The 25,738-nt window shown below is 50.3% G+C and carries 24 protein-coding genes; 16 read left to right on the top strand and 8 right to left on the bottom strand.

Annotated elements, in window-relative coordinates:
* Positions 1-434: 434 nt before the first annotated feature.
* From LVJ88_RS06820 to rbbA, 4 genes are all read left to right on the top strand, one after another.
* On the top strand, positions 435-2,651 hold the full coding sequence (locus LVJ88_RS06820) for a TonB-dependent receptor (RefSeq protein ID WP_085418819.1): 2,217 nt from the start codon (positions 435-437) through the stop codon (positions 2,649-2,651).
* 150 nt (positions 2,652-2,801) lie between these two features.
* Entirely contained in the window at positions 2,802-3,482 is a 681-nt protein-coding gene (locus LVJ88_RS06825; RefSeq protein ID WP_085356477.1) for a Fe2+-dependent dioxygenase, read from the top strand.
* A 422-nt stretch (positions 3,483-3,904) separates the two neighbouring features.
* Positions 3,905-5,029 carry a PD-(D/E)XK nuclease family protein gene (locus tag LVJ88_RS06830; RefSeq protein WP_158087948.1) on the top strand — a complete coding sequence of 375 codons (1,125 nt, stop codon included), beginning with the start codon at positions 3,905-3,907 and terminating at the stop codon, positions 5,027-5,029.
* A gap of 165 nt (positions 5,030-5,194) precedes the next feature.
* Positions 5,195-7,981, top strand: a complete 2,787-nt coding sequence (gene rbbA, locus LVJ88_RS06835; protein WP_085418821.1) for a ribosome-associated ATPase/putative transporter RbbA — start codon at positions 5,195-5,197, stop codon at positions 7,979-7,981.
* Positions 7,982-8,049: 68 nt separating this feature from the next.
* Here rbbA and rluD read toward each other — a convergent pair whose 3' ends face one another.
* Positions 8,050-9,171 (bottom strand): 23S rRNA pseudouridine(1911/1915/1917) synthase RluD, encoded by a 1,122-nt coding sequence (gene rluD, locus LVJ88_RS06840; RefSeq protein ID WP_054598830.1) that lies wholly within the window; start codon positions 9,169-9,171, stop codon positions 8,050-8,052.
* Here rluD and LVJ88_RS06845 point away from each other — a divergent pair.
* Together LVJ88_RS06845 and LVJ88_RS06850 are read left to right on the top strand one after the other, a co-directional pair.
* The gene (locus LVJ88_RS06845) at positions 9,170-9,976 is read left to right on the top strand and encodes an outer membrane protein assembly factor BamD (RefSeq protein ID WP_054598829.1); all 807 of its coding nucleotides are present in this window, start codon (positions 9,170-9,172) and stop codon (positions 9,974-9,976) included. The genes rluD and LVJ88_RS06845 overlap by 2 nt on opposite strands.
* A gap of 243 nt (positions 9,977-10,219) precedes the next feature.
* Entirely contained in the window at positions 10,220-10,471 is a 252-nt protein-coding gene (locus tag LVJ88_RS06850) for a hypothetical protein (RefSeq protein ID WP_085358990.1), read from the top strand.
* 96 nt (positions 10,472-10,567) lie between these two features.
* Here the strand turns inward: LVJ88_RS06850 and LVJ88_RS06855 are convergent, their stop codons facing one another.
* The 4 genes from LVJ88_RS06855 to LVJ88_RS06870 form a co-directional block, all read right to left on the bottom strand.
* Positions 10,568-11,710, bottom strand: coding sequence for an NADH-dependent flavin oxidoreductase (locus LVJ88_RS06855; RefSeq protein WP_085418822.1), 1,143 nt, complete (start codon positions 11,708-11,710; stop codon positions 10,568-10,570).
* Between the two features lie 254 nt (positions 11,711-11,964).
* Positions 11,965-12,630, bottom strand: coding sequence for a glutathione S-transferase (locus LVJ88_RS06860; RefSeq protein ID WP_085418823.1), 666 nt, complete (start codon positions 12,628-12,630; stop codon positions 11,965-11,967).
* A gap of 47 nt (positions 12,631-12,677) precedes the next feature.
* Entirely contained in the window at positions 12,678-13,031 is a 354-nt protein-coding gene (locus LVJ88_RS06865) for a DUF4298 domain-containing protein (protein ID WP_085418824.1), read from the bottom strand.
* A 68-nt stretch (positions 13,032-13,099) separates the two neighbouring features.
* Positions 13,100-14,071: an HlyD family secretion protein gene (locus LVJ88_RS06870; RefSeq protein ID WP_085418825.1), complete on the bottom strand. Its 972-nt coding sequence runs from the start codon at positions 14,069-14,071 to the stop codon at positions 13,100-13,102.
* Between the two features lie 294 nt (positions 14,072-14,365).
* Between LVJ88_RS06870 and cysT the strand changes: the two genes are divergently transcribed.
* The 4 genes from cysT (at position 14,366) to uraH (ending at position 17,769) form a co-directional block, all read left to right on the top strand.
* Complete coding sequence (gene cysT / locus LVJ88_RS06875; protein ID WP_244694128.1) at positions 14,366-15,202, top strand: sulfate ABC transporter permease subunit CysT; 837 nt, start codon at positions 14,366-14,368, stop codon at positions 15,200-15,202.
* A 94-nt stretch (positions 15,203-15,296) separates the two neighbouring features.
* Entirely contained in the window at positions 15,297-16,157 is an 861-nt protein-coding gene (gene cysW / locus LVJ88_RS06880) for a sulfate ABC transporter permease subunit CysW (protein WP_085418826.1), read from the top strand.
* Positions 16,154-17,227: a sulfate/molybdate ABC transporter ATP-binding protein gene (locus tag LVJ88_RS06885; protein ID WP_085418827.1), complete on the top strand. Its 1,074-nt coding sequence runs from the start codon at positions 16,154-16,156 to the stop codon at positions 17,225-17,227. The genes cysW and LVJ88_RS06885 overlap by 4 nt, the downstream gene beginning before the upstream one ends.
* A gap of 131 nt (positions 17,228-17,358) precedes the next feature.
* Positions 17,359-17,769, top strand: a complete 411-nt coding sequence (uraH, locus tag LVJ88_RS06890) for a hydroxyisourate hydrolase (protein ID WP_096777407.1) — start codon at positions 17,359-17,361, stop codon at positions 17,767-17,769.
* Positions 17,770-17,885: 116 nt separating this feature from the next.
* Here uraH and LVJ88_RS06895 read toward each other — a convergent pair whose 3' ends face one another.
* Both LVJ88_RS06895 and LVJ88_RS06900 read right to left on the bottom strand, forming a co-directional pair.
* Positions 17,886-18,098 carry an NF038104 family lipoprotein gene (locus tag LVJ88_RS06895; RefSeq protein ID WP_085418828.1) on the bottom strand — a complete coding sequence of 71 codons (213 nt, stop codon included), beginning with the start codon at positions 18,096-18,098 and terminating at the stop codon, positions 17,886-17,888.
* A 22-nt stretch (positions 18,099-18,120) separates the two neighbouring features.
* The gene (locus LVJ88_RS06900; protein ID WP_085418831.1) at positions 18,121-18,435 is read right to left on the bottom strand and encodes a general secretion pathway protein GspG; all 315 of its coding nucleotides are present in this window, start codon (positions 18,433-18,435) and stop codon (positions 18,121-18,123) included.
* 133 nt (positions 18,436-18,568) lie between these two features.
* On the opposite strand from LVJ88_RS06900, the gene uvrB reads away from it, so the two are divergent.
* The 5 genes from uvrB to LVJ88_RS06925 all read left to right on the top strand — a co-directional run bounded on the left by uvrB (position 18,569) and on the right by LVJ88_RS06925 (position 24,361).
* Positions 18,569-20,590, top strand: a complete 2,022-nt coding sequence (gene uvrB / locus LVJ88_RS06905) for an excinuclease ABC subunit UvrB (protein WP_096777408.1) — start codon at positions 18,569-18,571, stop codon at positions 20,588-20,590.
* A 465-nt stretch (positions 20,591-21,055) separates the two neighbouring features.
* Positions 21,056-22,261, top strand: coding sequence for a hypothetical protein (locus LVJ88_RS06910; RefSeq protein ID WP_244694129.1), 1,206 nt, complete (start codon positions 21,056-21,058; stop codon positions 22,259-22,261).
* A gap of 142 nt (positions 22,262-22,403) precedes the next feature.
* Positions 22,404-22,895, top strand: coding sequence for an REP-associated tyrosine transposase (locus LVJ88_RS06915; RefSeq protein ID WP_085418004.1), 492 nt, complete (start codon positions 22,404-22,406; stop codon positions 22,893-22,895).
* A gap of 229 nt (positions 22,896-23,124) precedes the next feature.
* Positions 23,125-23,994, top strand: coding sequence for a YjgN family protein (locus LVJ88_RS06920; RefSeq protein ID WP_233127513.1), 870 nt, complete (start codon positions 23,125-23,127; stop codon positions 23,992-23,994).
* Positions 23,975-24,361, top strand: a complete 387-nt coding sequence (locus tag LVJ88_RS06925; protein ID WP_233127512.1) for a M48 family metallopeptidase — start codon at positions 23,975-23,977, stop codon at positions 24,359-24,361. The genes LVJ88_RS06920 and LVJ88_RS06925 overlap by 20 nt, the downstream gene beginning before the upstream one ends.
* 116 nt (positions 24,362-24,477) lie before the next feature.
* Here LVJ88_RS06925 and LVJ88_RS06930 read toward each other — a convergent pair whose 3' ends face one another.
* Positions 24,478-24,618, bottom strand: a complete 141-nt coding sequence (locus tag LVJ88_RS06930; protein ID WP_416171745.1) for a hypothetical protein — start codon at positions 24,616-24,618, stop codon at positions 24,478-24,480.
* A 122-nt stretch (positions 24,619-24,740) separates the two neighbouring features.
* On the opposite strand from LVJ88_RS06930, the gene LVJ88_RS06935 reads away from it, so the two are divergent.
* A complete protein-coding gene (locus LVJ88_RS06935; protein WP_198941566.1) occupies positions 24,741-25,649 on the top strand; it encodes a LysR family transcriptional regulator in 909 nt (302 codons plus the stop codon).
* The last annotated feature ends 89 nt before the right edge of the window (positions 25,650-25,738 follow it).

Here is a 25,738-nt window from a genome sequence, read left to right on the forward strand (position 1 = left end):
TTTTGTTATTAAACTTAAACCGTTTAACCATCCAGCCGGGCAAACAGCATATCCGTAAAATTTTGCACTTACTTCCTCAATTATTGACAAATAATTAGCTATCATTACAATACAAATGATTTTGGTTATCAAAATCTAGATAATCCATCTAAACAGGTTTAGATACTATTTTGGGCATAGGGGCAACTTGAATTTAACCGACTGCATCCGTGCGTGTCCGCATAAGGCTTTAAGCCTTATATGATGTATTGCCTGAAGCCGTCTGAAAACAACTGCCCAAATCGAGGCGGCATTTATTTTCAGACGGCCTCAAACAACCGTCAGCGCTGCACAGAACACAAGTTTTCTCTCTTACCCGATACGAAATTTGCAACACCCGTTGTATCTGATCCGTTTAACTTTATTTTCTTTCTACACATCAGGAGTTTTTCAATATGAGAAAAAAAGCCCAAGCAACCATGAGCGGCACCCGCAAACGGTCGATGACCCTCGGTGTCGGCCTACTCGCGGCGGCCATGAATCCGGCCTTTGCCGACGACCGGAACCAACCGGCGCAATCCACCGAACTTGAACAAGTTACCGTTAAAGGCAGCAAACCCATCCGCTCTGGCTATAAAGCCCCCAACACCACCATCGGCAAGCGTCTGCAAGACGTACAAAACATTCCCCAAAGTGCAACGGTTATCAATCAACAGGTTATTCAGGATCAGGCCACTTCTGATTTGAAAGATGCCTTGAAAAACGCCGGTATTACTTTTCAAGCCGGAGAAGGCGGTCAAACCGAAGTGCCGATTATCCGCGGCATGCACGCGGGCGGCGATGTATACGACGACGGCCTGCGCGGTTCGGCAGCCGAGTTTAACAGCGACACCTTCAATACCGACCATATCGAAGTGTTGAAAGGCAGCTCTGCCGTATTATTCGGCCGAGGTGCAGCCGGCGGTGTGATCAACCAAGTAAGCAAAATGCCCTACACCGGCACCGGCGGCGACATTGCTTTAGGCGTAGGCAACCGCAAATACAAACGCTTAACCGGAGACTTCAACCATGCCTTCAACGATCATGTTGCCGTGCGCCTGAACATTATGGGCGAAGATAAAGATTCTTTCCGCAAACCCGCCGACAGCCGCAAATTCGGTATTGCCCCCGGCATTTCCATCGGCATGAATACCGATACCCAATTCGATCTGAGCTACAAATTTGAAAAATTGGATAAATTTCCCGATTTAGGCGTACCCTACCGCAATACCGGCGGAAAAACGGCGGTGGCCGACGAACGTTTGATCAACCAAAACTTCGGCTACAAAGACATCGACTTTGAAAAACGCCGCAACCACACCGCAACGGCCAAACTTTCCCATAAATTCAGCGACAACATCAACGCCGCCAACACGTTGCGCTACGCGAAAACCGACTACGACTACCTCGTTTTGGCACCGCGCTGGAACGGCAGCCAAACACAAATCCGCCGCCAATTCGGCGATTACAAAAATATCAAATATGATTCGAATGTTTGGAGCAACCAAACCGATTTCAATTTCAAATTCGACACCGGCCCCGTGAAGCACGACTTACTTGCCAACATCGAATTTACGCAGGAAAAACGCGACAACTATAACCGTTACGCCCGTTATTTCCGTAACGGCGTTCCCGTGCCTAACACCTCGAAAGACCCGAAAAGAGAATTGTTTGAAGGCGCTCCATACGATGTTGCTTCCGGCCGCTTTACCTCAAACGACCGCTTTACTGCCATACTCCGTCCCGCACACAGCGGTACCCTAACCACGCGCACCATCGGCGTGGGCCTGAACGATATCGTTGAACTCACCCCCACGGTGAAGGCCATCGCCGGCGTGCGTTTCAACCGTATCAGAACAGACAACAAAGCCCTCATTCCCTCCAGAAACAACAAAACCGTCAAACGCACCGACAATATTTGGACCTACACCGGCAGCTTGATTTGGGACTACAAACCCGGCCATAACCTTTACGCCACTTACGGCACCGCAACCACACCCGTTGCCTACCGCGTTACCGGCCAGCCCGACGCATTGGAAGACGCCCAACTGGTTGCCGAGCCGGAAAAAACCCGCACCGTCGAAATCGGTACCAAAAACGCCTTCTTCGATGACGCACTAACGGTAAACGCCGCGTTGTTCCATACCAAAAAAACCCAGCAATACTACCGTGACGCCGGCTTTATCGACTGGGCAAAAGTATATGGTTTAGACGTAGAAGTGGCCGGACGCATCACCAACCGTTTGAACATGATCGGCAACATTATCGTCAGCAACGGTAAAATGAAAGCCACCAGCCCCTCTACCGAACAGCTTAACGGCCACTTCCCGGAGGCCGCAGCCAAGTTTACCGCCAACGCATGGGCCAACTACCGCATCACCGACAACGTGAACGCCGGTTTGGGCATCCGTCACGTCGGCAACCGCTACACGCATTCGCGCACTTCGGTCGTACAAAAACTGCCTGCCTATACCGCAGTCGATGCCATGGCCAGCTATGAAAAACGACGTTATCGCGCCCAGCTCAACGTAAACAACGTGTTCGACAAAAAACACTTTACCACCGGCCACCGCCAACAAGCCGTGCCGGGCGACCGCCGAACCGTGCTGGCAACCTTCGGTTATAAATTCTAAGTATTCCGCGTAGCACATCAGGCCGTCTGAAAACCTTTCCCCCAAACCTTTTCAGACGGCCTCTTTTACCAACCAAACCGCTAAACTTAATATCTGCAACACTTCCTATATTAAGTTTATCGGTTTTTCAAAATCACAAGGAATATCATTATGTTGCTGCATATCGAAAACGTATTGACCGCCGAAGAACTCAGCCATGCCCACCGTCTGCTCGCAGATGCCCCGTGGAGCGACGGAAAAATCACCGCAGGCAAACAATCGGGGCAAGTCAAAAACAACCTGCAACTGCCGCAAACAAGCGAAGCAGGCAAAGCCATGGCCGAACTGGTAAAAGCAGCCGTGCTGCGCAATGCCGAATTTTTCTCCGCCGCCCTGCCCCATACCGTTTTCCCGCCGCTGGTCAACTGCTACCGCGAAGGGCAAAGTTTCGGCAACCATATCGACAACGCCATCCGCAGCGACCCCTACACCGGCCGATGGATACGCACCGACGTATCCAGCACCCTGTTTCTCAACGACCCCGACGAATACGACGGCGGCGAACTCGTGATTGAAGACAACTACGGCAGCCACAGCGTCAAACTGGCCGCTGGCGACATGATCGTCTACCCCGCCACCAGCCTGCACCACGTTACCCCCGTTACCCGCGGACAGCGCATCGCCAGCTTTTTTTGGACACAATCCATGGTTGCCAGCGACGAAAAACGCACCATGCTCTTCGATATGGATCGCGCCATCACCTCCCTGCGCGCGCAACACGGCGAAACCGAAGAATCGGTATTGCTGACAGGCGTTTACCATAACCTGCTGCGCCAATGGTCGAACATCTGAACATACTTTCAGTCTAAGCGCTTACCCCGCCGCACTCGAAAACCGCCGGATTTTTAATCCCCCCGCAGAAGAAAACCGACTGTCTATCCAAAGCAGGCGCAACATCGCGCCTGCGATGCCGTTTTATCCGACCGATCATATAGTTAATTGAGATATTCTAAACCTACTGTGAAAGCCAAAATGATTGATACAGATTTGTTGCCGCTGTTAACCTTATGAGTGCTGTGGAAAAAGCGGGCTTTGTTTTTCAGACGGCCTCCGTTTAAACAGGCTGGCTGAAAGGCCGTCTGAAACAGAGTACCTTATCGTTTTTCTACAATTGGCTCTTACTGTTACATTTTTTAGTCAATCGAAATTGCAAAAGATAATCATGAAGATGAATACAGAGAAATTTGAAAATCTAGTTAATGATTTTAAAAAAATTGGATTTAAAAACCATTAAAGAAAAGCCGACGTATTTAGAAATTATTGGTAAACGGCATTTAGAAGATGTCAGTTCACGAGCATTAGCATTTTTCTTTGATACAAGTAAAGAGCATGGTTTGGGTGATGTTTGCTTGCAAGCGTTGTTGGCTGTATACAATACTAAATTGGATAAAAATGACAGGTATGAGGAAGATGTCTTAAGAACTTTATCGGTAAAGAGGGAAGTATCTATTTCATTAATAAATGATCGGCAGGTTAAGCAAGCTAAACAATCTGAAAGAGGAAGGATTGATTTATTAATCGAAACTCCAACTAAAATTATCTTGATAGAAAATAAAATCAACCATTCCAATAACAATCCGCTTGAAGCATATTGGAAATATATAAATCAAGAAGAATTCTGTAGTAAGGAAAAGCTTTGTATTTTATTGGTTAAAGATAAAACTGAATCTCCTCATAAAAATTTTAAGGTGATTACTCATTTCGAATGGGTAAAGGAACTTAAAAAGAGACTGCCTGAAATTTGGCAACAAGCTGATAATAAGTATTTAATATTTTTAATGGATTATGTATATGCAATTGACAGTTTAAACCCAGAGAAAGAGAGAAATAAAATGGATAAGCAAATTTTAAAATTGTTTAAAAAGCATCATCAAATTTTAATTGATTTAGAGGATCAGAAAGATAATGTATGTGAGTTTTATCAAAACGATCTTGAAAATTTTATTAAAAATGAGGATCTTCAAAAGTTTAGATGGAAGGGTCCTGAGCTTAATAACAATAATTACAAGTATCTAGGCGCATATGTATATACATATCCCTACACATACAGCGTAAAAAGAAATATTGAATATCAAATTTCATTTTGGCTCGGTTGGAATTTGTCATCATTTATGTTAGGCATTGAGTTAACAAAAGGTAATGGTAGATCAAAAAAACACGATGAAATGTTAGATTTACTGCAAAAAGCAAGCATTGAACATAAATTAATTGAAAATAACGGCGAAATATATTTAGAAGTATTTTCCTTGGGAGAAAAAGGTGACATACCTTTAGATAGTTTTGCCAAAAAAACTGCTTCAAAGCTAAATGAAGTTATTAAAAAATTGAATTTGAAATAATAAAGATAAGCATAGAGTGTATGCCAACGGCACACATAGGTTGCCGAAATCTCTAAATCCGCGTGCATGGCTTCGCCACACACCCTACCAGTGGGTAACAGCCCAAGCAAACTACCTAAAAAGGCCGTCTGAAACCCCAATACCTGTCTGAAAACAGAGTAACCCATGATAAACACCCCCGCCGTTACCCTCCGCTCCGTTTCCCACCGCTACGGCAAAACCACCCTCGCGCTGGACGATGTGTCGCTGACCATCCCGCGCGGGGTAACCGTCGGCTTAATCGGGCCCGACGGGGTGGGCAAATCGACGCTGTTGTCGCTGATTGCCGGCGTTAAAATCATTCAGAGCGGCACGGTGGAGGTATTCGGGTGCGACATGACCGGCAAAGCGGCGCGGCAGGCGTTGTCGCACCGTATCGCTTTTATGCCGCAGGGGTTGGGGCGTAATCTGTACCCCACTTTGAGCGTGTATGAAAACGTCGACTTCCATGCACGGCTGTTCGGGCTGAATGCGGACGAACGAAAGGCGCGCATCAGCCGTTTGCTCGAAGCGACGGGTCTTGCACCGTTCCCCGACCGCGCGGCGGGCAAGCTTTCGGGCGGGATGAAACAGAAGCTGAGTTTATGCTGCGCGCTGGTGCATTCGCCCGATCTGCTGATTCTCGACGAGCCGACCACCGGTGTCGATCCGCTGTCGCGCCGCCAGTTTTGGGCGTTGGTGGACGAACTGCAAGCCGAAAGTGCGGGCATGACCGTAATCGTGGCCACCGCCTACATCGAAGAGGCCGAACGCTTCAGTCATCTGCTGGCGATGGACGACGGCAAACTGCTGGTCAACAAACCTACCCGCGAGGTGATGCGCGACAGCGGTGCCGCCACGCTGGAAGCCGCTTATGTGCAGATGCTGCCGTCTGAAAAGCAGCAGGGTTCAGGCGGATTGGAGATGGTGCCGTTTGCGCCCGACCCCGCGTCTCCGCCTGCAATCGAGGCACACGGTTTAACCAAGCGGTTCGGCAGCTTTACTGCGGTGGATCATGTGAGTTTTACGATTCAGAAAGGCGAAATCTTCGGCTTTCTCGGCTCTAACGGCTGCGGCAAATCCACCACCATGAAAATGCTCACCGGCCTGCTGGAAGCCAGTGACGGTTCGGCCGAACTCTTGGGGCGGCCGATCGAAGCGGGCAATATCCGAACGCGGATGCGCGTCGGCTATATGTCGCAGGCGTTCTCGCTGTATGAAGAATTGAGCGTGATCGACAACCTCAAACTGCATGCCCGCCTCTACCAAATGGGCGCGGCCGGCGAACAGGCGGTGGCCGACGCGCTGGTGCAGTTCGACCTCAGCGATGCCGCCGCTGCCAAACCCGCCTCGCTGCCTTTGGGCATCCGCCAACGCCTGCAACTGGCGGCGGCCTGCCTGCACAAACCCGAAGTGCTGATTCTCGACGAGCCGACTTCCGGCGTTGACCCCGCTGCCCGCGATATGTTCTGGCGGCATCTGCTCAAACTCTCGCGCGAAGACAAAATCACCATATTTGTGTCGACCCACTTCATGAACGAGGCCGAACGCTGCGACCGCATTTCCTTCATGCACAAAGGCCGCGTGCTGGCGGTAGGCACGCCCGCCGAACTGGTGGCGCAATACCGTGCACCGAATCTGGAAGAAGCGTTTGTGCGCTATCTGCTGGATGACGAGGCACGGGAGAACGGGGCGGAAAGGCCGTCTGAAACATCAGTTTCCAATCAAACAAGCGATGCTGCCAATGTGCCTCTGCAACAGACAACCGACGATTGGGAGAGGCCGTCTGAAAACCCGCCGCCAACCGACACCCTCAAATATTGGCTGGCCGGTGTGCGCACGTTTGCCTTGCGTGAAGCCAAAGAATTGCTGCGCGACAAAGTGCGGCTGTTTTTTGCCTTGGCGGGGCCGGTGATTCTGATGTTGGCTTTATCGTGGAGTATTTCGTTTAACGTTAAAGACTTAACCTATATGGTGATTGACCGCGACCAAACCGTAGAAAGCCGCCGCCTAACAGAATATTTTTCCGGTTCTCCCTACTTTACCGAAAAAAAGCTGCCCGATACCGACATCGACACGGCTTTAAAAACCGCACAGGTTAAGCTGGTGATAGATATTCCGCCGGGCTTCGGGCGCGGGCTGCTGTCGGGCAACCGCCCTGAAGCGGCGTTTTATATAGACGGTGCGATGCCGTTCAACGCCAGCAATATCCAAGGCTATATCGGCGGCATTTTTGCGCTGTACGGGCAAGACTTGGCACGCGAAACGGGGCTGACGCTGCCGCCGCCCGCAGCCAAAATCGAGCAGCGGTTTATGTATAACCAAGATTTTGAAAGCATTTTCGCCATCGCGCCGGGCGTATTGATGCTGGTGCTGATGTTGATTCCGGCAATGATGTCGGTGGTCGGGGTGGTGCGCGAACGCGAAATCGGGTCGATTTCCAACTTTTACACCTCTCCCGCCTCCGTGCCGCAATTTCTGCTCGGCAAGCAACTGCCTTATATTGCGGTAGGCATGCTCAATTGCGCCATGCTCACAGCAATGATGGTGTTTTGGTTCGACGTGCCGATAAAAGGTTCGGCGGCCGCATTGTTTGCGGGAACGCTGTTGCTGCTGTGTGTTTCCACCGCGCTGGGGCTGCTGGCCTCAACCTTTGTGCGTTCGCAGGTCGCCGCCATCAGCCTGACCGCCATCATCATTATGATTCCGACTTTTAACTATTCGGGTTTTCTGAATCCTTTGTCGGCCTTGGAAGGCGGAGCATACTGGATGGGCAAACTGATGCCTGCTTCGTGGTTTCTCAATATCAGCATAGGCAGTTTTACCAAAGGTTTGGCATTTGGCGAGCTAACGCGCGAAATGACGGTGTTGGCCGTATTTTATGCCGTGTATTTTATTGCGGCCTGCTTGATTTTAAAGAAGCAGGAAAAATAGGCACAAAGTGTGAGGCCGTCTGAAACGGAAAACCCCGTATTCCAAAGCAGAAATACGGGGATAATTAATCAATCGCGCACATATACGACTTCTACATCATAATCGTCGTCATCCCAATCGTCATCTTCTCCGTTGCCTATGCGTTGCTGCCACTCCTCTTCATGGCTCAAAGAAGAATCCAAACCCGCTTCGAGGCGCAACACCGACAACAAGTGATACATATCTTCGGGTATCGGCGCTTCAAATGAAACCGTTTCACCGCTAACAGGATGTTCAAAACTTAAACGGTAAGCGTGAAGTGCTTGGCGCGCCAAACTTTTTACAGCGTCTTTGGCCATATCGGAGCAGGCATGGCGCGGATTGCCGTACACAGGGTCGCCTGCCAGCGGGTGATTGGCTTCGCGCATATGAACGCGGATTTGATGGGTGCGGCCGGTTTCGAGTTTGCACTCGATATAACTGTGGTTGAGATAGCGTTCCAGCACTTTAACGTGGGTAACGGCCGGTTTGCCGCCGAACTTCACCACGGCCATTTTCAGGCGGTTGTGCGGGTCGCGCCCGATCAAGGTGTCGATTTTGCCGTCGAAAGGCACAATGCCGTTGGCTACCGCACGGTAAATTCTGCTGACTGTGCGCGCCTGAAGCTGTTGCACCAAGGCATTTTGGGCAGGCAGGGTTTTGGCTACCACCATCAAACCGCTGGTGTCTTTATCCAAACGGTGCACGATGCCTGCGCGCGGAATTTGGCTCAATTCGGGGCAATGCGCCAACAGGCCGTTGAGCAGCGTGCCCGTCCAGTTGCCTGCCGCCGGATGCACCACCAGCCCCGCAGGTTTGTTGAGCACGATCACGGCATCGTCTTCATAAACAATGTCTAAATCCATAGGCTCCGGCGTGAAGGCTAGATTCTCTTCGCTCGGCCGCACCGTTACTGCGATATATTCGCCGCCTATCATTTTGTCTTTCGGCTGGGCCGCTTTTTCGTTTACGGTAACAGCCCCTTCTTTTATCCAAGAAGTCAGACGGCTGCGCGAATAATCCGGCAGCAGCTTGGCCAACACGGCATCCAAACGCATACCCGCCAAATCGAGCGGAACGGTTAAATTAATGCAAGTTTCTGCATCGGGGGCTGCCGCAAATTCCAAATCATCGTTATAATCGGCTTCATTTTCAAAGGAAGTGTTCTGCATGAAAAAAATTCTTTTAGTTATTTCATTGGGTTTGGCCTTGAGCGGCTGCGCCGGCACCAAAGGCACGATTGATAAAGACGCGCAAATCACTCAGGAATGGACGGTAGAAAAACTGTATGCTGAGGCTCACGACGAGTTAAACAGCAGCAATTATACGCGAGCCGTTAAGTTATACGAAATTTTGGAATCCCGCTTCCCCAACGGCCGTCATGCCCAGCAGGCTCAGCTTGATACGGCTTATGCCTACTATAAAGACGACGAGCCTGAAAAAGCGCTGGCCGCCATCGAACGCTTCCAACGCAACCATCCCCAGCATCCCAATATGGACTATGCCTTATATCTCAAAGGCTTGGTACTGTTTAACGAAGATCAGTCGTTTTTAAACAAACTGGCTTCGCAAGACTGGTCAGACCGCGATCCCAAAGCCAACCGCGACGCCTATCACGCTTTTGCCCAATTGATCGAACGCTACCCCAACAGCAAATATGCCGCCGATGCAAGCGAACGCATGGCGAAACTGGTTGACGCTTTGGGCGGCAACGAAATCGCCGTGGCCCGCTATTACATGAAACGCGGCGCTTATTTAGCTGCCGTGAACCGTGCCCAAAAAATTGTCGAACGTTATCAAAATACCCGTTTTGTAGAAGAAGCTTTGGCGATTATGGAAGCCTCTTACCGCAAAATGGAAAAACCCCGGCTGGCCGACGATACCCGCCGTATTTTGGCACAAAATTTCCCCAACAGCCCTTATCTGACCAAATCTTGGTCTGACAGCAATATCCCTTGGTGGCGCTATTGGAAGTAAATTGAGCCGGATTGTCTGAATGATATAAAAGGCCGTCTGAAAACGTAAATCCGTTTTCAGACGGCCTTGTTCAATGAGGCAACCGCACCGTATAACCAATCAACACATTTTTAATACAAGGCAGATTTGCTTTTCTGATTGCCTCCAGAAAAAATGCCGATAGGTATCATGAAAAACAATATGTTAGATTATAGGCAACTGTTTCTGTTCCTTTTTCTCTCTGTCAACGGAAAGGAGCATGCCATGCGCCGTATGCATATCGGTTCTATCATTATCTTAATCTGCGGCCTGTCTGCCGTTATCCCCGGCCTGATGGTGCTGTTCGGCTTGGGCGGCTGGGTGCATGATTTGCTTGACCAGCCTATTGGTGCGATCGCTCTGCTGGTTATCGGCGGCTCGTGCGTGCTGGCGGCATTCTTTCCGCTGGTAGCCACTTACCTTACCCGCAAAGAACAGGGAAAGCCGCCTTTTGAAGACGACGAAGCCGAAGAGTAAGTTTCCAACAGGCATTTTTCAGACGGCATCATTCAATCATGCAGCAAAACTCAGGGCGGGCATTCTTGCCCGCCCTGCGCATGAAAACCTATCTAATCAAATATCCACAGGCTGCCAATCGACACGACCTTTCACCGGCGGCAGGTAGGCCAGCCCCATTTGGCATTGCTGCCACAATCTTTCGGGAATGCGGTAGCGGTCGGCTTTGTCGGGGTCGAGTTCGCACACGATTTCGGCTTCGCGGCCGCTGTCAATCAGTTCGGCCAAATCGGGGTTGAGCAAAACGGTTTTACCCAATGCGATAAATTCCGCCCAGCCTGTTTGGTAGGCCGCCAAAATCTGCTTGGCGGTAAACAGGTTGCCTACGCCGATCAGGGGCAGTTTGCCGCCGATGCGTTGGTGTATCTGCTCGATGCGCGTCAGATTTGTGTCGGCACCACGACGGGCTTTTTTGTAGAAATCCCAAAGCGAAACGTGCAGATATTGCAGCGGTTTTTGCACCAACGCATCAATCAGCGCGAAAGTATCCTGCATGGTCAGGCCGTTGTCGCCGCCTTCTTCGGGCGAGAAACGGTAGCCGACAATGAAATCGGAGCGGTTGTGTTTACGGCGCACGGCATCTACGGCATCGACGACGGCCAGCGGGAAGCGCAGGCGGTTTGCCAAGCTGCCGCCCCATTCGTCGTCGCGGCTGTTGCTTTGGGCGGAAACAAACTGCTGAATCAGATAGCCGTTGGCGCCGTGGATTTCCACGCCGTCGAAACCTGCTTCGAGTGCCAACTCGGCGGCGCGGGCAAAGGCATCAATCAGGGCGCGGATTTCCGGGTCGGTGAGTGCGCGCGAACCGCTGGCTTCGTCGCTTGACGGAGCCACTTTGTCGGCACCGTTAAGTAAATCGGCAGAGGCTTGAATACCGCCGTGATGAAGCTGCAAAACCGCTTTCGCGCCTTGTTGGTGGGCAATCTGCGCCACTTCTTTCAAGCTCGGCAAATGTTCGGTGCCGACGGCTTCAGGCTGTCCGGCAAAGGCTTTGCCTTCGGGCGACACCAGCGTGGCGGCGGAAATAAAGAGGCCGAAGCCTTTGAAACGGTTGTTCAAAAACAGGCGTTCCTCCGGGCTGATGTTGCCGTCGGGCAGAGAAGCCCAATGCGTCATCGGCGCAACGGCCAAGCGGTTTTTAATAACCGTGCCGTTGTTGAGGGTGTAAGGTTGGAAAAGCGGGGTGTATTTGGGGTTCATTATGTATCACTTTCTTGTCGTTCAAACGGATATACGATTTCAGACGGCCTTTGGGTAAGTTGGTGCTTCAAATCATTACAAATCGGTGCTGCCATTTCCATCGGCATCAATATGCGCCGCATCGTGCCGGCCGTTGGAGGGCACAACCAACAATCTCCGAAGAGCGGGCATCATTACCCGCCATTCAGACTAACGCATTGATAACACGGCGGGCAAAATGCCCGCCCTACGGAAATGTTCAAACAGGCACAACATCACAGCAATTCCAATTTCCCGATGCGCTCTTGCACCCGTTGGTAGGCGGGGTCTTTTTCAATGCGGCGCACATAGGCGCCGATATTCGGCAGATTCAGCGGAGCGCGCGACACGGCGGCCTGCAAGGGGAAACCCATCATGATGTCGGCACCGCTGATTTCTTCGCCCAGCAGCCAAGTGCGGCCTTTTAGCTTATTTTCAACAAATTCCAGATGCAGTTTGAGCTGCGGATTCAAAAACGACTTGCGCACGCCGTCGGTAATCTTGCGGGCAACGGGTTTGGCGAAAAACGGCATTTTGCGCGTTTCGATTTTGCGGAACACCAGCGACATCACCAGCAGCGGCATCAGCGAACCTTCTGCATAATGCAGCCAAAACAAATATTCGGGATAAGCCGCGCTGTTTTCAGACGGCCTCAAGGCCGTTTCCTGCCCGTAGCGTGTGATCAGGTATTCGACAATCGCGCCGCTTTCGGCCAGCACCAAGCCGTTGTCGTCTATCAGGGGCGATTTGCCCAGCGGGTGGACACGGCGCAGGCTGTCGGGCGCAAGCGAGGTTTCGGCATCGCGCGCGATCACTTCTGCGCGGTACTCCAAGCCGAGCAGCTCGAGCAGCCATGCGATACGGTAGGCGCGGGATTGTTTGAGTGCGTATAGGGTAATCATGGCGTAGTTCCTTTTCGTTTCATGCCGCTTTCAAACAGGTATGGTTTTCAGACGGCATCATCCCCGCCATTCCTATCCAACACCGCCACAGCCGAGCGCAGCCGCTGCCAAGCGAGGCCTTGTTGGTCGGTAAAGGCGTTCCACAGTGCATCTTCGCTCATGATGCTGTATTCGCCCTGCGTGTGCAGGTTCACGTCGAGCCCGTTTTCGAGCGCTTGGTGGTAGCGGCTGTATTCGCCTTCAAAGTAAAACTGTGCCAGCTCGCGCATGATGGCTTCGCCGTGCAGCCAGTCTTGATGGGCGGCTTCGAGTTTGGGAAGCAACTCCGTCCATTCGCGGTAGAGTTTCTGAATATGGTCGATGCGTGCCTGTGCTTCGGCTTGATTCGGCAAGTCGGTCATGGGGTATCCTTTCTGTTCTGTGTTCGTGTGGAGTCGTTTTGTTGCAGTATTTGAGCATTGGGACGGCGTTACTGCGGCAGCTTAACCGCCAATTCAGACGGCCATTGGGCCGCATCGTCGGTACGCACATAGCCGTTGCCCGTCATACCGCCTTTGAGCAGACCTTTATATTTCAGCGCAGTGTCGGCGGGGATTTTCAGCTTGACGCGGAACACCAATTTTTCGCGCTCGTTTTGTGTTTCCACCGATTTGGGCGTGAATTGGGCATCGGTGGCGATGAAGCTGATTTTGGCGGGAAACACGGCTTTCACGCTGTCGAGCACAATCCGCGCTTCTCCGCCCACTTTCAGACGGCCTGCTTCGGCATTCGGCAGAAAAATGTTCATCGACACATCAGCCGGATCAAGCAGGCTCACTACTTTGCTGCCTGCGGCAATCACGCTGCCCGTTTCGGCGATTTTGTATTCCACCCTGCCCGCTTTAGGGCTGCGGATGGTCATGTCGTCATTGGCCGAAGCCGCTTGGTTAATCTGCGCCTGAGCCGCCGCTACTGCCGCCACCGCTTCGGCACGGGCGGCTCGCGCCGCTTTCACCGAAGCCGCCGCACCGTCACGCGCGGCCAGCCGTTTGCTTACTTCCGCCGACGACACCAATTCGTCGCGTTTCAAACTTTGAGCATTGCCCAATTCCATTTGCGCCACTTTCTGCTGCTGCTCGTACGCCTTGATTTCGGCATCCGCCCGCGCCACCGCTTCCTGCGCCCGCTGTTTCTGGGCTTTGGCGGCTTCAAGCTGGCTGCTGCTGGTTACAGAAGAAAGCTCGGCCAATACGTCGCCCTCTTTCACTTCGCTGCCTTCGTCCACCAATACCGCCTGCACCCGCCCCGGATACAGGCTGGCAATGTCAAAGCGGTTCAGCTCCAAACGGCCGTTGGATTGGGCGAAGCCCTGCGGCAGGCCGTCTGAACCGTTTTTGCACGAAACATACACCCCTCCCGCTACTACCGCAGCGGCAATCAAAGCCACGATTATTTTTTTCATGAATTTTCCTGCCATCAATGATTTAGGATACCGGATCGGCAATGCGTGCCATGCAAAACGCCGCATTCGGCGGCATCAACATACATCCGGTAAATCGTTTGCAACTTAAACCAATTAACCGTGCGGGGCAAGCCGTTTAACAATCCCGAACAACCTATACGCCGCACACCCATACGCCCCCGACCGCCGCCGGTTATAACAAAATCATCTTTAATTAAAACCAACCATTCTTTCCCTTTTTCAGACGGCCTGTATAGAGTTGCACCATACGATAACTGCAATCAAGCCACGACTATGCTTCTGCTCAAAACCCCCAGCGTGTTACCCGGTTTCAAAATCAGCCTCGGCCTCACCGTATTGTGCCTGTCGCTTTTGGTGGTGCTGCCGTTTGCCATGATGGCCGTTAAGGCGGGCGAAATCGGTTGGACGGCCTTTTGGCAAACCATCTCCGAGCCGAACGTGCTGGCGGCGGTGTGGCTCACGTTGCGGATGTCGTTTTACGCCATGCTCACCAATATCGTGTTCGGCACTTTGGTGGCGTGGGTGCTGGTGCGCTATGAGTTTCCCGGCAAAAGCATCGCCAATGCGCTGGTGGACTTGCCGTTTGCGCTGCCGACGGCGGTAACCGGCATTGCGCTGGCCACGCTGTATGCGCCCAACGGCTGGCTGGGGCGGTGGTTTGAACCGCTGGGCATCAAAATCGCGTTCACACCCATCGGCATTTGGATTGCGCTGGTGGTGGTGAGCCTGCCGTTTATCGTGCGGGCGGTGCAGCCGGTGTTGGAAGAATTGTCGGGCGAATACGAAGAAGCGGCGGCCACGCTGGGTGCAAACCGCTTCACCACGTTCCGCCGCGTGCTGCTGCCCGAAATCGCTCCCGCCCTGCTTACCGGCGCAGGCATGATGTTTGCCCGGGCAACCGGCGAATACGGCTCGGTGATTTTTATCGCGGGCAATATCCCGATGGTTTCCGAAATTCTGCCGCTGGTCATCACCGGCAAGCTGGAGCAGTTCGACGTGCAGGGTGCATCGGCGGTGGCGTTGTTTATGCTGATGATTTCGTTTGTGATTCTGTTTTTATTGAACATCAGCCAATGGGTCTTGAGCAAACGTGCCGGCGCGAAAGTTTGAATATTCAGGCCGTCTGAACGGTGTTTAGATATTCGTTTTCAGACGGCCTCTTTATCCATTTTGAAAATCAATCAAAACCAAACCTATAAAAACCATGAAAACCAATCCGCCCAACCCCAACCTGACCGAACCGCGCTGGCTGCGGCTGACGCTCATCACGATTGCGCTGGCGTTTCTGCTGCTGATGCTGGTGGTGCCGCTGGCCGCCGTGTTCTACGAAGCCCTAAAAGGCGGTTGGGATTTATACGTCCAATCCATCACCGACCCCGAAGCATGGTCGGCCATCAAGCTCACGCTGATCACCGCCGCAATTGTGGTGCCGGTTAACGCCGTGTTGGGCGTGGCGATGGCTTGGCTGCTCACCCGCTTTAACTTCCGCGGCAAGCAGCTGCTCACCACCCTGCTCGACTTGCCGTTTTCGGTGTCGCCCGTGGTGGCCGGTTTGATGTTTGTGCTGCTGTTCGGCGCACACACCGCGCTCGGCGGCTGGCTCGAAGCGCAAGGCATTCAGATTATTTTCGCCATTCCCGGCATTATCCTCGCCACGCTGTTTGTTACCTTTCCGTTCGTTGCCCGCGAACTGATTCCGCTGATGCAGGCGCAAGGCGACAGCGAAGAACAGGCCGCCTTGATTCTCGGCGCAAGCGGCTGGCAGATGTTTTGGCGCGTAACCCTGCCCAACATCAAATGGGCGCTGCTCTACGGCATCATTCTCACCAACGCCCGCGCGATGGGCGAATTCGGCGCGGTAAGCGTGGTTTCGGGGCACATCCGCGGCGAAACCAACACCATTCCGCTGCTGGTGGAAATTTTCTACAACGAATACAACTTTACCGGCGCATTCGCCCTATCCGGTATTTTGGCATTGCTGGCACTCGCCACCCTTGCCGTGCAAAACATCATCACCCGCATTCAAGAACGCAAACTCGCCGCCGCCGAAAGGAACGCCGCATGAGCATCACCATTCAAAAACTCAACAAACACTTCGGCTCATTTCACGCCCTCAACAACATCAACCTCAACGTGCCCACCGGCAAACTCGTGTCGCTGCTCGGCCCTTCCGGCTGCGGCAAAACCACCCTGCTGCGCATCATCGCCGGTTTGGAAAACGCCGACAGCGGCAGCATTCTGTTCGACGGCCAAGACGTTACCCGCAAACATGTGCGCGAGCGCAAAGTGGGCTTCGTATTCCAACACTACGCCCTGTTCCGCCACATGAACGTATTCGACAACATCGCCTTCGGCCTCACCGTATTGCCCAAATCCGAACGCCCGAGCAAAGAAAAAATCCGCGCCAAAGTGGAAGAATTATTGCAACTCGTGCAGCTTTCGCATCTGGCCAAAGCCTATCCGCACCAGCTTTCAGGCGGCCAACGTCAACGCATCGCCCTCGCCCGCGCATTAGCCGTCGAACCCAAGCTACTGCTGCTCGACGAACCCTTCGGCGCGCTCGATGCCAAAGTGCGCAAAGAGCTGCGCAAATGGCTGCGCGACATCCATCACGAACTCGGCGTAACCAGCATCCTCGTTACCCACGACCAAGAAGAAGCCCTTGAAGTATCGGACGAAATCGTCGTAATGAACCACGGCAGAATCGAGCAGACCGGCACCGCCGAAAGCCTCTACCGCCAACCCGAAAACGCCTTCGTAACCGAGTTTTTGGGCGAAACCGATGCCTTTGAAGGCAGAATAGAAAAAGGCGAATGGCATTACAACGGTTTCAGATGGCCTTTAGACAACACCCGCAAATGGCAGGAGCAAACCGCCACCGCCTATGTGCGCCCGCACGAATGGGCGGTAGCCGAAAACGGTGCAACGCCGATGCTGAGCGCACCGATTGAAACCATCCACTCCGCCGGCGCGCTTACCCATCTCACCCTTAAAGAAAACAAGCGCGACGTTCATATTACGTTTGCCGACAGCGACGCCGCCCGCCTCGGCTTGTCCGGCGGGCAAAATCTCGCGCTCGTGCCCAAGCAGCTGTATATTTTTTCGCAGAACGAATTGATTGATTTTGCGATTTAAAGCATTAATCGCCCGAGATAACGTTGCAAGATTATTTTTTCCCTAAGGCCGTCTGAAAACGGCTTGCGGTGCAATTCATCTCAATAATTACTTTGATTTCATGTATTTTCTACTCAACAAGGAAGCGAGCTATGAAATTTAAAACCATGCTTTTTATCGGTTTGACCGGCTTGGTATCTTCGGCATTCGCCGCCGACAATTATCAATTGAGCACCCATATTTTAGATATCAACAAAGGCAAGCCTGCACCTGATGTCAGCGTAGAGCTTTATAAATTGGGCAACAACGGCCAATGGCGTGAAATTGCCGAAAACAAAACCGACGGCAACGGCCGGATCAAAAACTTTTTGCCGTTAAAACCCGGTGCCGACAATAAAGGCATCTATAAACTCAAATTCAAAACCAAAGAATATTTCGCCAAAAACAAAGTCGATAATTTCTATCCGTTCGTCGAAGTTTCTTTCGAATTGAAAGACAACAACCATTACCATGTTCCGATCACTCTTTCGCCCTTCGGTTACTCCACCTACCGCGGCAGCTAACCGCCAAGCGGCAGGATAACAACCGGCATTAAACAGGGGCAGACTATCCGTCTGCCCCTTCTGTCCGGCATTTGACTGCAAATGCACAATAAGCCCTTCGCAAAACACCAAAACGGTTACGGCTGCTGCGAAGATTTTTTCTTATCTTTTTCTTCTTCGTCATCTCCGTCGGGAATCGCCGCACGCACCACCGCGCCCGTTCCTTTCACCACCACTTTGCCCGCGGTTAACACCGTTGTCGCCGCCAAATCGGCAGCGGCCGCCACCACGCAGCCGTTCAACAACAGGCACACCGCCACAGCCAACAGCAATTGTTTTACCGGTTTCATATTTCAATGCCTGCAATATTCATCATTTATCGTGTTCATGATCTTCTGCACAAGCAGCAAGCCAAGCATCGTCGTCGCCGTCGAACTCTTCCACTTCGTCAAACTCGCCGTTTTCCGCCAGTGCCGCCAATTCTTCCAAATCGTGCGCACCTTCCACCCAAAAACAGGGAATATCCGGCGGCGTATCCGGCGAGAGCACGGCGGCCAAGCCTTCATGCCAAGCCAGCCAATAACCGTTGGCCGTCTGAACAAATTGCGCGTTGGGGTGGATGCTTTCGCCTTCGGTGTTCACCAACATGCGTTCGGCGATTTCTGCTTGAAAAGGTAAGATGTCCATCGGGTTTTCCATAAAATCAAAATCGAAATATCAGCCGCATTATAACAAAGGCCGTCTGAAAACAAGGCGCAGCGTTTCAGACGGCCTTTGTTATAATGCTATGTTTCTGTTTTCAATAGCATCAGGCCGCATCATGGAAGTGATCCAATACGAACATTCCCCCTTCAAACTCCACCAGCCTTTTCCGCCCGCAGGCGACCAGCCCTCCGCCATTGCCGGCCTGCTCGAAGGGCTTTCAGACGGCCTCGCTTACCAAACCCTGCTCGGCGTAACCGGCTCGGGCAAAACCTACACCATGGCCAACGTGATTGCCCAAAGCGGCCGCCCCGCCATCATCATGGCGCACAACAAAACGCTGGCGGCTCAGCTTTATGCCGAGATGCGCGAGTTTTTCCCCGAAAACGCGGTGGAATACTTCGTTTCCTATTACGACTACTACCAACCCGAAGCCTATGTGCCGTCGCGCGATTTATTTATCGAAAAAGATTCCGCGATTAACGAACACATCGAGCAGATGCGCCTTTCCGCCACCAAAAACCTGATGACGCGCAACGACGTGATTATCGTAGCCACCGTGTCCGCCATCTACGGTATCGGCGACCCCACCGAGTATCAACAAATGGTACTTTCCGTAAAAGAAGGCGACACCATCGAACAGCGCGACATCATCTCCACCCTCGTTTCCATGCAATACGAGCGCGGCGAAATGGATTTCAAACGCGGCTCCTTCCGCGTGCGCGGCGACGTGATTGACGTGTATCCCGCCGAAAGCTCCGACAACGCCTTGCGCATCAGCCTGTTTGACGACGAAATCGACCGCCTCGACATCTTCGACCCGCTCACCGGCAGCAACATCCAGCGCGTCGGCCGCTACACCGTGTTCCCCTCCAGCCACTACGTTACCCCGCGCGACACCGTGCTGCGCGCCTGCGAAAGCATTAAAGAAGAATTGCGCGAACGCATTGATTTCTTTACTCAAGAAAACCGCCCCGTCGAAACCCAACGCATCGAACAGCGCACCCGCTTCGATCTCGAAATGCTCTACGAAATGGGCTTTTGCAAAGGCATCGAAAACTACTCGCGCCACTTTTCCGGCAAAAAAGAAGGCGAACCGCCGCCCACGCTGATGGATTACCTACCCGACAACGCCATCATGTTTATCGACGAAAGCCACGTTACCGTTACCCAAATCGGCGGCATGTACAAAGGCGATGCCAGCCGCAAACAAAACCTCGTCGACTACGGCTTCCGCCTGCCTTCCGCCCGCGACAACCGCCCGCTCAAATTCCACGAATTTGAAAAAATCATGCCGCAAACCATCTTCGTTTCCGCCACACCTGCCAAATACGAAGAAGAACACGCCGGCCAAGTGGTCGAACAAGTCGTGCGCCCCACCGGCCTGGTTGACCCGCAAATCGAAATCCGCCCCGTCGCCACCCAAGTGGACGACTTACTCAGCGAAATCAACGACCGCATCGCCAAAGGCGAGCGCGTACTCGTAACCACCCTCACCAAACGCATGGCCGAACAGCTCACCGACTATTACAGCGAACTCGGCATCAAAGTGCGCTACCTGCACAGCGACATAGATACCGTAGAACGCGTTGAAATCATTCGAGATTTACGCCTCGGCCTGTTTGACGTACTCGTCGGCATCAACCTCTTGCGCGAAGGCTTGGACATCCCCGAAGTCTCACTCGTCGCCATACTCGATGCCGACAAAGAAGGCTTCCTGCGCAGCCACCGCAGCCTGATCCAAACCATAGGCCGCGCCGCCCGCAACGTAAACGGCGTGGCGATTCTGTATGCCGACAAAATCACCGATTCCATGAAAGCCGCCATCGACGAAACCGAACGCCGCCGAGAAAAACAGATTAAATTCAACGAAGAACACGGCATCGTGCCGAAGCAGATTACCAAACAGGTAAAAGACATCATCGACGGCGTGTACCACGACGATTCAGGTAGCCCCAAAGGCAAAGGCCGTCTGAAAAACAAAGTGAAAGTGGGCGAAATCCACACCGAAGAAGATGCCATTAAAGAAATCGCCAAACTCGAAAAAGCCATGCAGCAGGCGGCAAGGGATTTGCAGTTTGAAGAAGCGGCTGTTTTTCGTGATAGAATTCGAGATATTAAAGAAAATCTACTGTTCTAAATAGAATAGACTGATTTTTTGAATTTTTATAAAACTAATTAGGTGCTTCTATGTTATTTTCAGGATATCAAATTAAATCTGATCATCGAGACAAGACACATATGAAAAGTCAGTGGGAAGTTAATGAGATCGAAGAATTGAAAGTTTTTACATTTGGGTTTTGTAATAACTGGATTGATGAAAAAGACGATGTATTATGGTCTTGTTCAGAAGATTTTCAAAGTATTGGATTCGAAAGTAAAAAAATAGACTTAGAGGTAGTAAGTGTAAAGAATTATTTTTTGCAAGATTTACTAAAGATAAGCAGCATGTTTGGCATGGTTTTCCTATTTCTAAATACAATAATGAAGACAGAATACCGAAGTCTGTTATAGAGAAAATGCAAAAATATTTTTCAAGTAACCCACCTTGTAAAAATAAATTTTGTAAAAGTTCATTTTCTAAATTTATGCAAGGGAAATTATAATGATTGAATTAAAAATTGAAGGAAATTATATCGATTCATTCATCTATTCAGGCTCTTTTTTCCTGTTAAATGCAGAAATGCAATTGACTTCATTTGCTTGGAAAGATGTTATAAATTGTATAGAAGAAGATCAAGAAAAGAAAAAAATTATTTATAATTATTTTTCAGGAGGTGATAAATCTCTAATTAAAGAGTTATCTTTTGAGTATATAATTTCAGAAGAAAAGATTAATAAAATTTTTAGTATAAGTAAAAACAATCATTGTATTATAGATTTTGACTATTGGGTAACCGATATGGATATTTATAAAAATACTCTTTTTGTATCTAGTCATGAAGGTATTGATAGTATTGCTACGAATCGTCAAGAGGTTATAAATGAAGAACCTAAATTTGAATTCATTCCAAGTCAAAAGAATACACTCATTAAACAACAAGTTTTTGATATAACATTAGGAAATTATTCTAGATTAATTGCTGCCTGTGGTAGTCAAGGGGCATTACAAATTAATACAAAAGGAGAGAGGGGAGGGGTACATGAATTAGCAACTGATGAGTATCAGCTTAGTAGTAAATTTTGGATAAATTGTGACTGGGATGCTAGTGCTGGTATCGCTGTCATTAAAAATAAATTAGAACAAGAATTTTTTAAATTTAATAATAAATTTGAAAAGGGAATTGATTTCCTAGAAACAGAAAATTCATTTGAAGAGTTGAGTAAAGAAGAAAAGAAAAAAGTAGAAAGAGAAGAAAGACAGAAGGCTATACAAAAGAAGTATCCTGAAAAAATATCTATTGAAAATAAAGGTATTATAAATAGCTGGATTGAACAAGAAAAGGGAGATAGAAAGATTATTTTATTTGATGGTGTTCTAGAATTTCATCAATTTAACTTGGGTGAAGATAACTCAATTAATGAAAAAATAGAAGATATATATAAATCATCATTTGTGATGCAAACTGAAAAATTAACAGAGTTGAATAAGGATTTAGTCTTGGAAACTCAAAAGACGGATTTTGGAATTATTATTGAAACATTGGAGGAGTTATTTATTGTTCCTAGTAAAAAAAATATAAGTAATATTAATAAATCATTCAGTAGTATAACTAATTGGAGAACGTTTCCTAAATCGAAAAATTATAGGAATCAATTACACATAGTGCAAGATGATTATGTATCAATCATTGGAGTTGATTTTGAGTAAGCAAGCAAGCGTAGTATCCGACAAAATGGTTGGTATTGCCAAAACGTTCAATCATTTTGATGGTGCATCAAGGTCGGATTCGAGAATCCGACCTACGTCTTGTATCATTTGTATGGATCAATTCATATAACAAGGGAAAACCATGCGGTATCGTCGATATTACCGTGCGGGCGGAACGTATTTCTTTACGGTGGTGGCGCATAACCGCCAACCGATTCTAACCGGCGGTGCTGTGCGTTCGGCTTTACGCGAGGCTGTGTTGGCGGTGCGGGAAAAATACCCGTTTGAAATTGCGGCATGGGTGTTGATGCCCGATCATCTGCATACTATTTGGCATCTGCCTGAAAACGATGCGGATTTTTCCGAACGCTGGCGGCAAATCAAACGGCACAGCCAATATTTAATCGGTGCCGACACGCGTTTATGGCAAAAACGGTTTTGGGAGCATGCTATTCGTGATGAAGCGGATTTTGCCCGTCATTTCGATTATGTGCATTTTAATCCGGTGAAACACGGCCATGTGTCAAAGGTATCGGATTGGCCGTTTTCTACGTTTCATCGCTATGTAAAGCAAGGCATTTATCCGCTAAATTGGGGCGGGAATGAATCGGATTTTGTGGTGGCGTATGATTAATGAAGGTGTTGGATTCGAAAATCCAACCTACATCACTAAATTGTTGGGGTTAGGTTCATAGCAAGTTGTCGGAATCTTTAAAAAAAACCACGCGCATGGCTTGCGCCACACACCTTACCTGCAAATAAACAACGAGGCCGTCTGAAAATATTTTTTCAGACGGCCTCGTCTATATCCGGCCAATGTTTTCTTTTATAATTCGGCTTTTCCTTTTATGACAGAGGCAATGATGTCTGAAGTATCTGAAAATAAATATAATCAATATGATGAAGGCAGCGGTATTGCAGTTTTGGGCAATGCGGATGAGGGTAAATTGTTAAAGGTGGAAAATGCCGTAACGGTTAACGGTGCGCAAGCAAATGAAAGCCGAAATTGGCGCTTTGATTTTCACGGTACGGCCAATGAATATTTTAAAATTTGGATCGTTAATCTGTTTTTATCGGTGATTACGTTGTCGTTTTATGCGCCGTGGGCGAAGGTGCGGCGTTTGCGTTATTTCTACGGCAACACGGTGTTGGGTCGGGACAAGTTTGATTTTACGGCGATTCCTGCCCGTATTTTGATCGGGCGGATAATCGCTACGGTGTTGTTTGTGGGATTTTCTATGGCATCGAACCTTGATCCTGTTTATGCTTGGGTAGCTCCGGCGTTGATGTTTACGGTGATGCCGTGGCTGGTTCGCTCGACCATGCGTTTCCGTGCCCGTAACACGAAATACGGCAACAGCCGTTTTTATTTCTCGGCAACAATGAGGCACTCTTATTGGGTGTTGGCAAAATGTGCGTTGGTTACGCTTTTGAGCTTCGGCTTGCTGTATCCGGTGGCACTATACTGGTTTAAATCTTATCAAATCAACCATTTGCACATCGGCAATCTGCGTTTTAACCTGAAAACGGGCGTGGGCGGTTTTTATGGTGCGGTGTTGAAACCTTTGTTGTTGATATTGGCGTTGATTGTGGTAATGGGCATTATCCTGACGGGAATGGGTTATGCCTCACAAGAAGCGATATTGTCTTTGCTCTATGTTGCTCTTATGGTGCCTTATCTTTTTATCTTGGGCTTTTTGGTGCCGCTCACGCTTGGCAAAACACGATCATGAAATTTTGGCCGTGCTGGCACACGAACAAGGCCATCTGAAAAAACGCCACAGCCTGCAACAGGCTTTGCGCGGCATCGGCATAAGCGTGTTTCTGCTTGCGCTTACCGGCGATGCCACGGATTTTCTCGACGGGCTGCCGGTAGTGTTTGCCACGGCTCAATATTCGCAGGAATTTGAACTTGAAGCCGATTTACATGCCATCAACGAGTTGAAACGTTTGAATATTCCGCCCAAACATCTGGCCGATTTTCTGCAACGTTTGCACAAATCGCACGGTCATGATGAAGAAAATCCGGTCGAAAATATTTTAAGCACGCATCCGATTACATCCGAACGGGTGAAACAGGTTGAGCAACATGCGAAGTAAAACGTTTTGAAGTAACAATCGTTTTAAAACCGTTAAGGCCGTCTGAACATTCAGACGGCCTTAGCGTTATCCTAAAAAAACGGTTAGCGAAAAACAGTTCAACTATATATATGGTTTTAAATCGAATAATCTTCTTTCAGCAGATGCTTGTAAGCGTGCAGATACGAAGCCCCCACAAACGATACGCCGCCGACAACATTGCCGATAAACACCGGCAGCATATTCCAGAAAAACTGCTTTTTAAAGCGTACAGACACATCTTTTCAGACGGCCTGAGAGCTTTGATTATCTTGTGCCGCAGACGGGCGCTTTGCGAAGGCTTCCGCCGGTGTAATCCTGTATAATCGCCACCCTACCCGCTTTACCTTAAGGAACAGTTTTGGATACTTTTTTAAGCATGAAAGTTTTCCGCCAAGTGATTGAAAACGGCAGCTTCACCAAAGCAGCGGAACGCATGGATTTATCGCCCGCGATGGTCAGCAAACATGTGCGCCATTTGGAAAGCAGCATCGGAGCGAAACTGCTGCTGCGCAACACCCGCAGTTTGAGCCTGACCGAAGCGGGCGCAGAATATTACCGCCAATGTGCTTATGCTCTGGACACGCTGGAGCAGGCGGCGCAAAAGGCGGCTTCGGGCGTGGAACAGGCTCAGGGCTTGTTGCGGCTCACTGCACCGGTATGGTTTGCGTCATCGCAATTCGCACAATGGTTAACCGAATATTGCGAACAGTATCCCGACATTACGCTGGAAGTGGTATTGGACAACCGCCACAAAGATTTGGTGGGCGACGGCTTCGACCTTGCCTTGCGCGCGTCGGACGAACCCGCACCCTCGCTGATTGCCCGCAAAATCGGCACGGTAAACATGCTGCTGTGTGCTTCGGCAGAGTTTATCGAGCGTTACGGCATGCCCGAAACTTTAGAACAAGTTGCCGCCTGCCCTGCCGTATTGCCGGGTTACGTCGATATGCGCGTGCGCACTTTGCAACACCTCGAAAGCGGCAAAAACGAAGAACTTCATCTGAAAAAACCGGTATTTACCAGCAACAACAGCGTGATGGTTTACCAAATGATTCTGGCCGGCTGCGGCATCGGTTACGGGCCGGACTGCCTGATTTGCGAAGATTTGGCCAAAGGCAGGCTGGTTAGGCTGCTGCCCGATTATTCGATGCCCAGCCATCCGCTTTATGCAGCTTATGCCGACCGCCAATTTCTGAGTGCAAAAGTGCGCAGCTTTATCGACTTTATCGGCGGCAAACTCGGCCGCAGCAATCCGTTTGTGCCATAAGCTGCCCGCCGCCCCGGCAGCATGGTCAACGTGTGCGGCCGAAGCCGCATTTACCAGAGCTTGTGCAAAGCCGTCAGGTTTGCTTCATG

The sequence above is a fragment of the Neisseria dumasiana genome (genome assembly GCF_022870885.1).
GTDB classification, from domain to species: Bacteria; Pseudomonadota; Gammaproteobacteria; order Burkholderiales; family Neisseriaceae; genus Neisseria; species Neisseria dumasiana.

Bases quoted from the DNA above. Each gene is read 5' to 3' on its own strand.
- LVJ88_RS06860 (WP_085418823.1), bottom strand. From the start codon at position 12,630: ATGATTACCCTATACGCACTCAAACAATCCCGCGCCTACCGTATCGCA.
- rluD (WP_054598830.1), bottom strand. From the start codon at position 9,171: ATGCAGAACACTTCCTTTGAAAATGAAGCCGATTATAACGATGATTTG.
- LVJ88_RS06865 (WP_085418824.1), bottom strand. From the start codon at position 13,031: ATGACCGACTTGCCGAATCAAGCCGAAGCACAGGCACGCATCGACCAT.
- cysW (WP_085418826.1), top strand. From the start codon at position 15,297: ATGAAAACCAATCCGCCCAACCCCAACCTGACCGAACCGCGCTGGCTG.
- LVJ88_RS06920 (WP_233127513.1), top strand. From the start codon at position 23,125: ATGTCTGAAGTATCTGAAAATAAATATAATCAATATGATGAAGGCAGC.
- cysT (WP_244694128.1), top strand. From the start codon at position 14,366: ATGCTTCTGCTCAAAACCCCCAGCGTGTTACCCGGTTTCAAAATCAGC.
- uraH (WP_096777407.1), top strand. From the start codon at position 17,359: ATGAAATTTAAAACCATGCTTTTTATCGGTTTGACCGGCTTGGTATCT.
- LVJ88_RS06845 (WP_054598829.1), top strand. From the start codon at position 9,170: ATGAAAAAAATTCTTTTAGTTATTTCATTGGGTTTGGCCTTGAGCGGC.
- LVJ88_RS06820 (WP_085418819.1), top strand. From the start codon at position 435: ATGAGAAAAAAAGCCCAAGCAACCATGAGCGGCACCCGCAAACGGTCG.
- LVJ88_RS06895 (WP_085418828.1), bottom strand. From the start codon at position 18,098: ATGAAACCGGTAAAACAATTGCTGTTGGCTGTGGCGGTGTGCCTGTTG.
- LVJ88_RS06870 (WP_085418825.1), bottom strand. From the start codon at position 14,071: ATGAAAAAAATAATCGTGGCTTTGATTGCCGCTGCGGTAGTAGCGGGA.
- LVJ88_RS06885 (WP_085418827.1), top strand. From the start codon at position 16,154: ATGAGCATCACCATTCAAAAACTCAACAAACACTTCGGCTCATTTCAC.
- uvrB (WP_096777408.1), top strand. From the start codon at position 18,569: ATGGAAGTGATCCAATACGAACATTCCCCCTTCAAACTCCACCAGCCT.
- rbbA (WP_085418821.1), top strand. From the start codon at position 5,195: ATGATAAACACCCCCGCCGTTACCCTCCGCTCCGTTTCCCACCGCTAC.
- LVJ88_RS06855 (WP_085418822.1), bottom strand. From the start codon at position 11,710: ATGAACCCCAAATACACCCCGCTTTTCCAACCTTACACCCTCAACAAC.
- LVJ88_RS06910 (WP_244694129.1), top strand. From the start codon at position 21,056: ATGATTGAATTAAAAATTGAAGGAAATTATATCGATTCATTCATCTAT.
- LVJ88_RS06825 (WP_085356477.1), top strand. From the start codon at position 2,802: ATGTTGCTGCATATCGAAAACGTATTGACCGCCGAAGAACTCAGCCAT.
- LVJ88_RS06915 (WP_085418004.1), top strand. From the start codon at position 22,404: ATGCGGTATCGTCGATATTACCGTGCGGGCGGAACGTATTTCTTTACG.
- LVJ88_RS06900 (WP_085418831.1), bottom strand. From the start codon at position 18,435: ATGGACATCTTACCTTTTCAAGCAGAAATCGCCGAACGCATGTTGGTG.
- LVJ88_RS06850 (WP_085358990.1), top strand. From the start codon at position 10,220: ATGCGCCGTATGCATATCGGTTCTATCATTATCTTAATCTGCGGCCTG.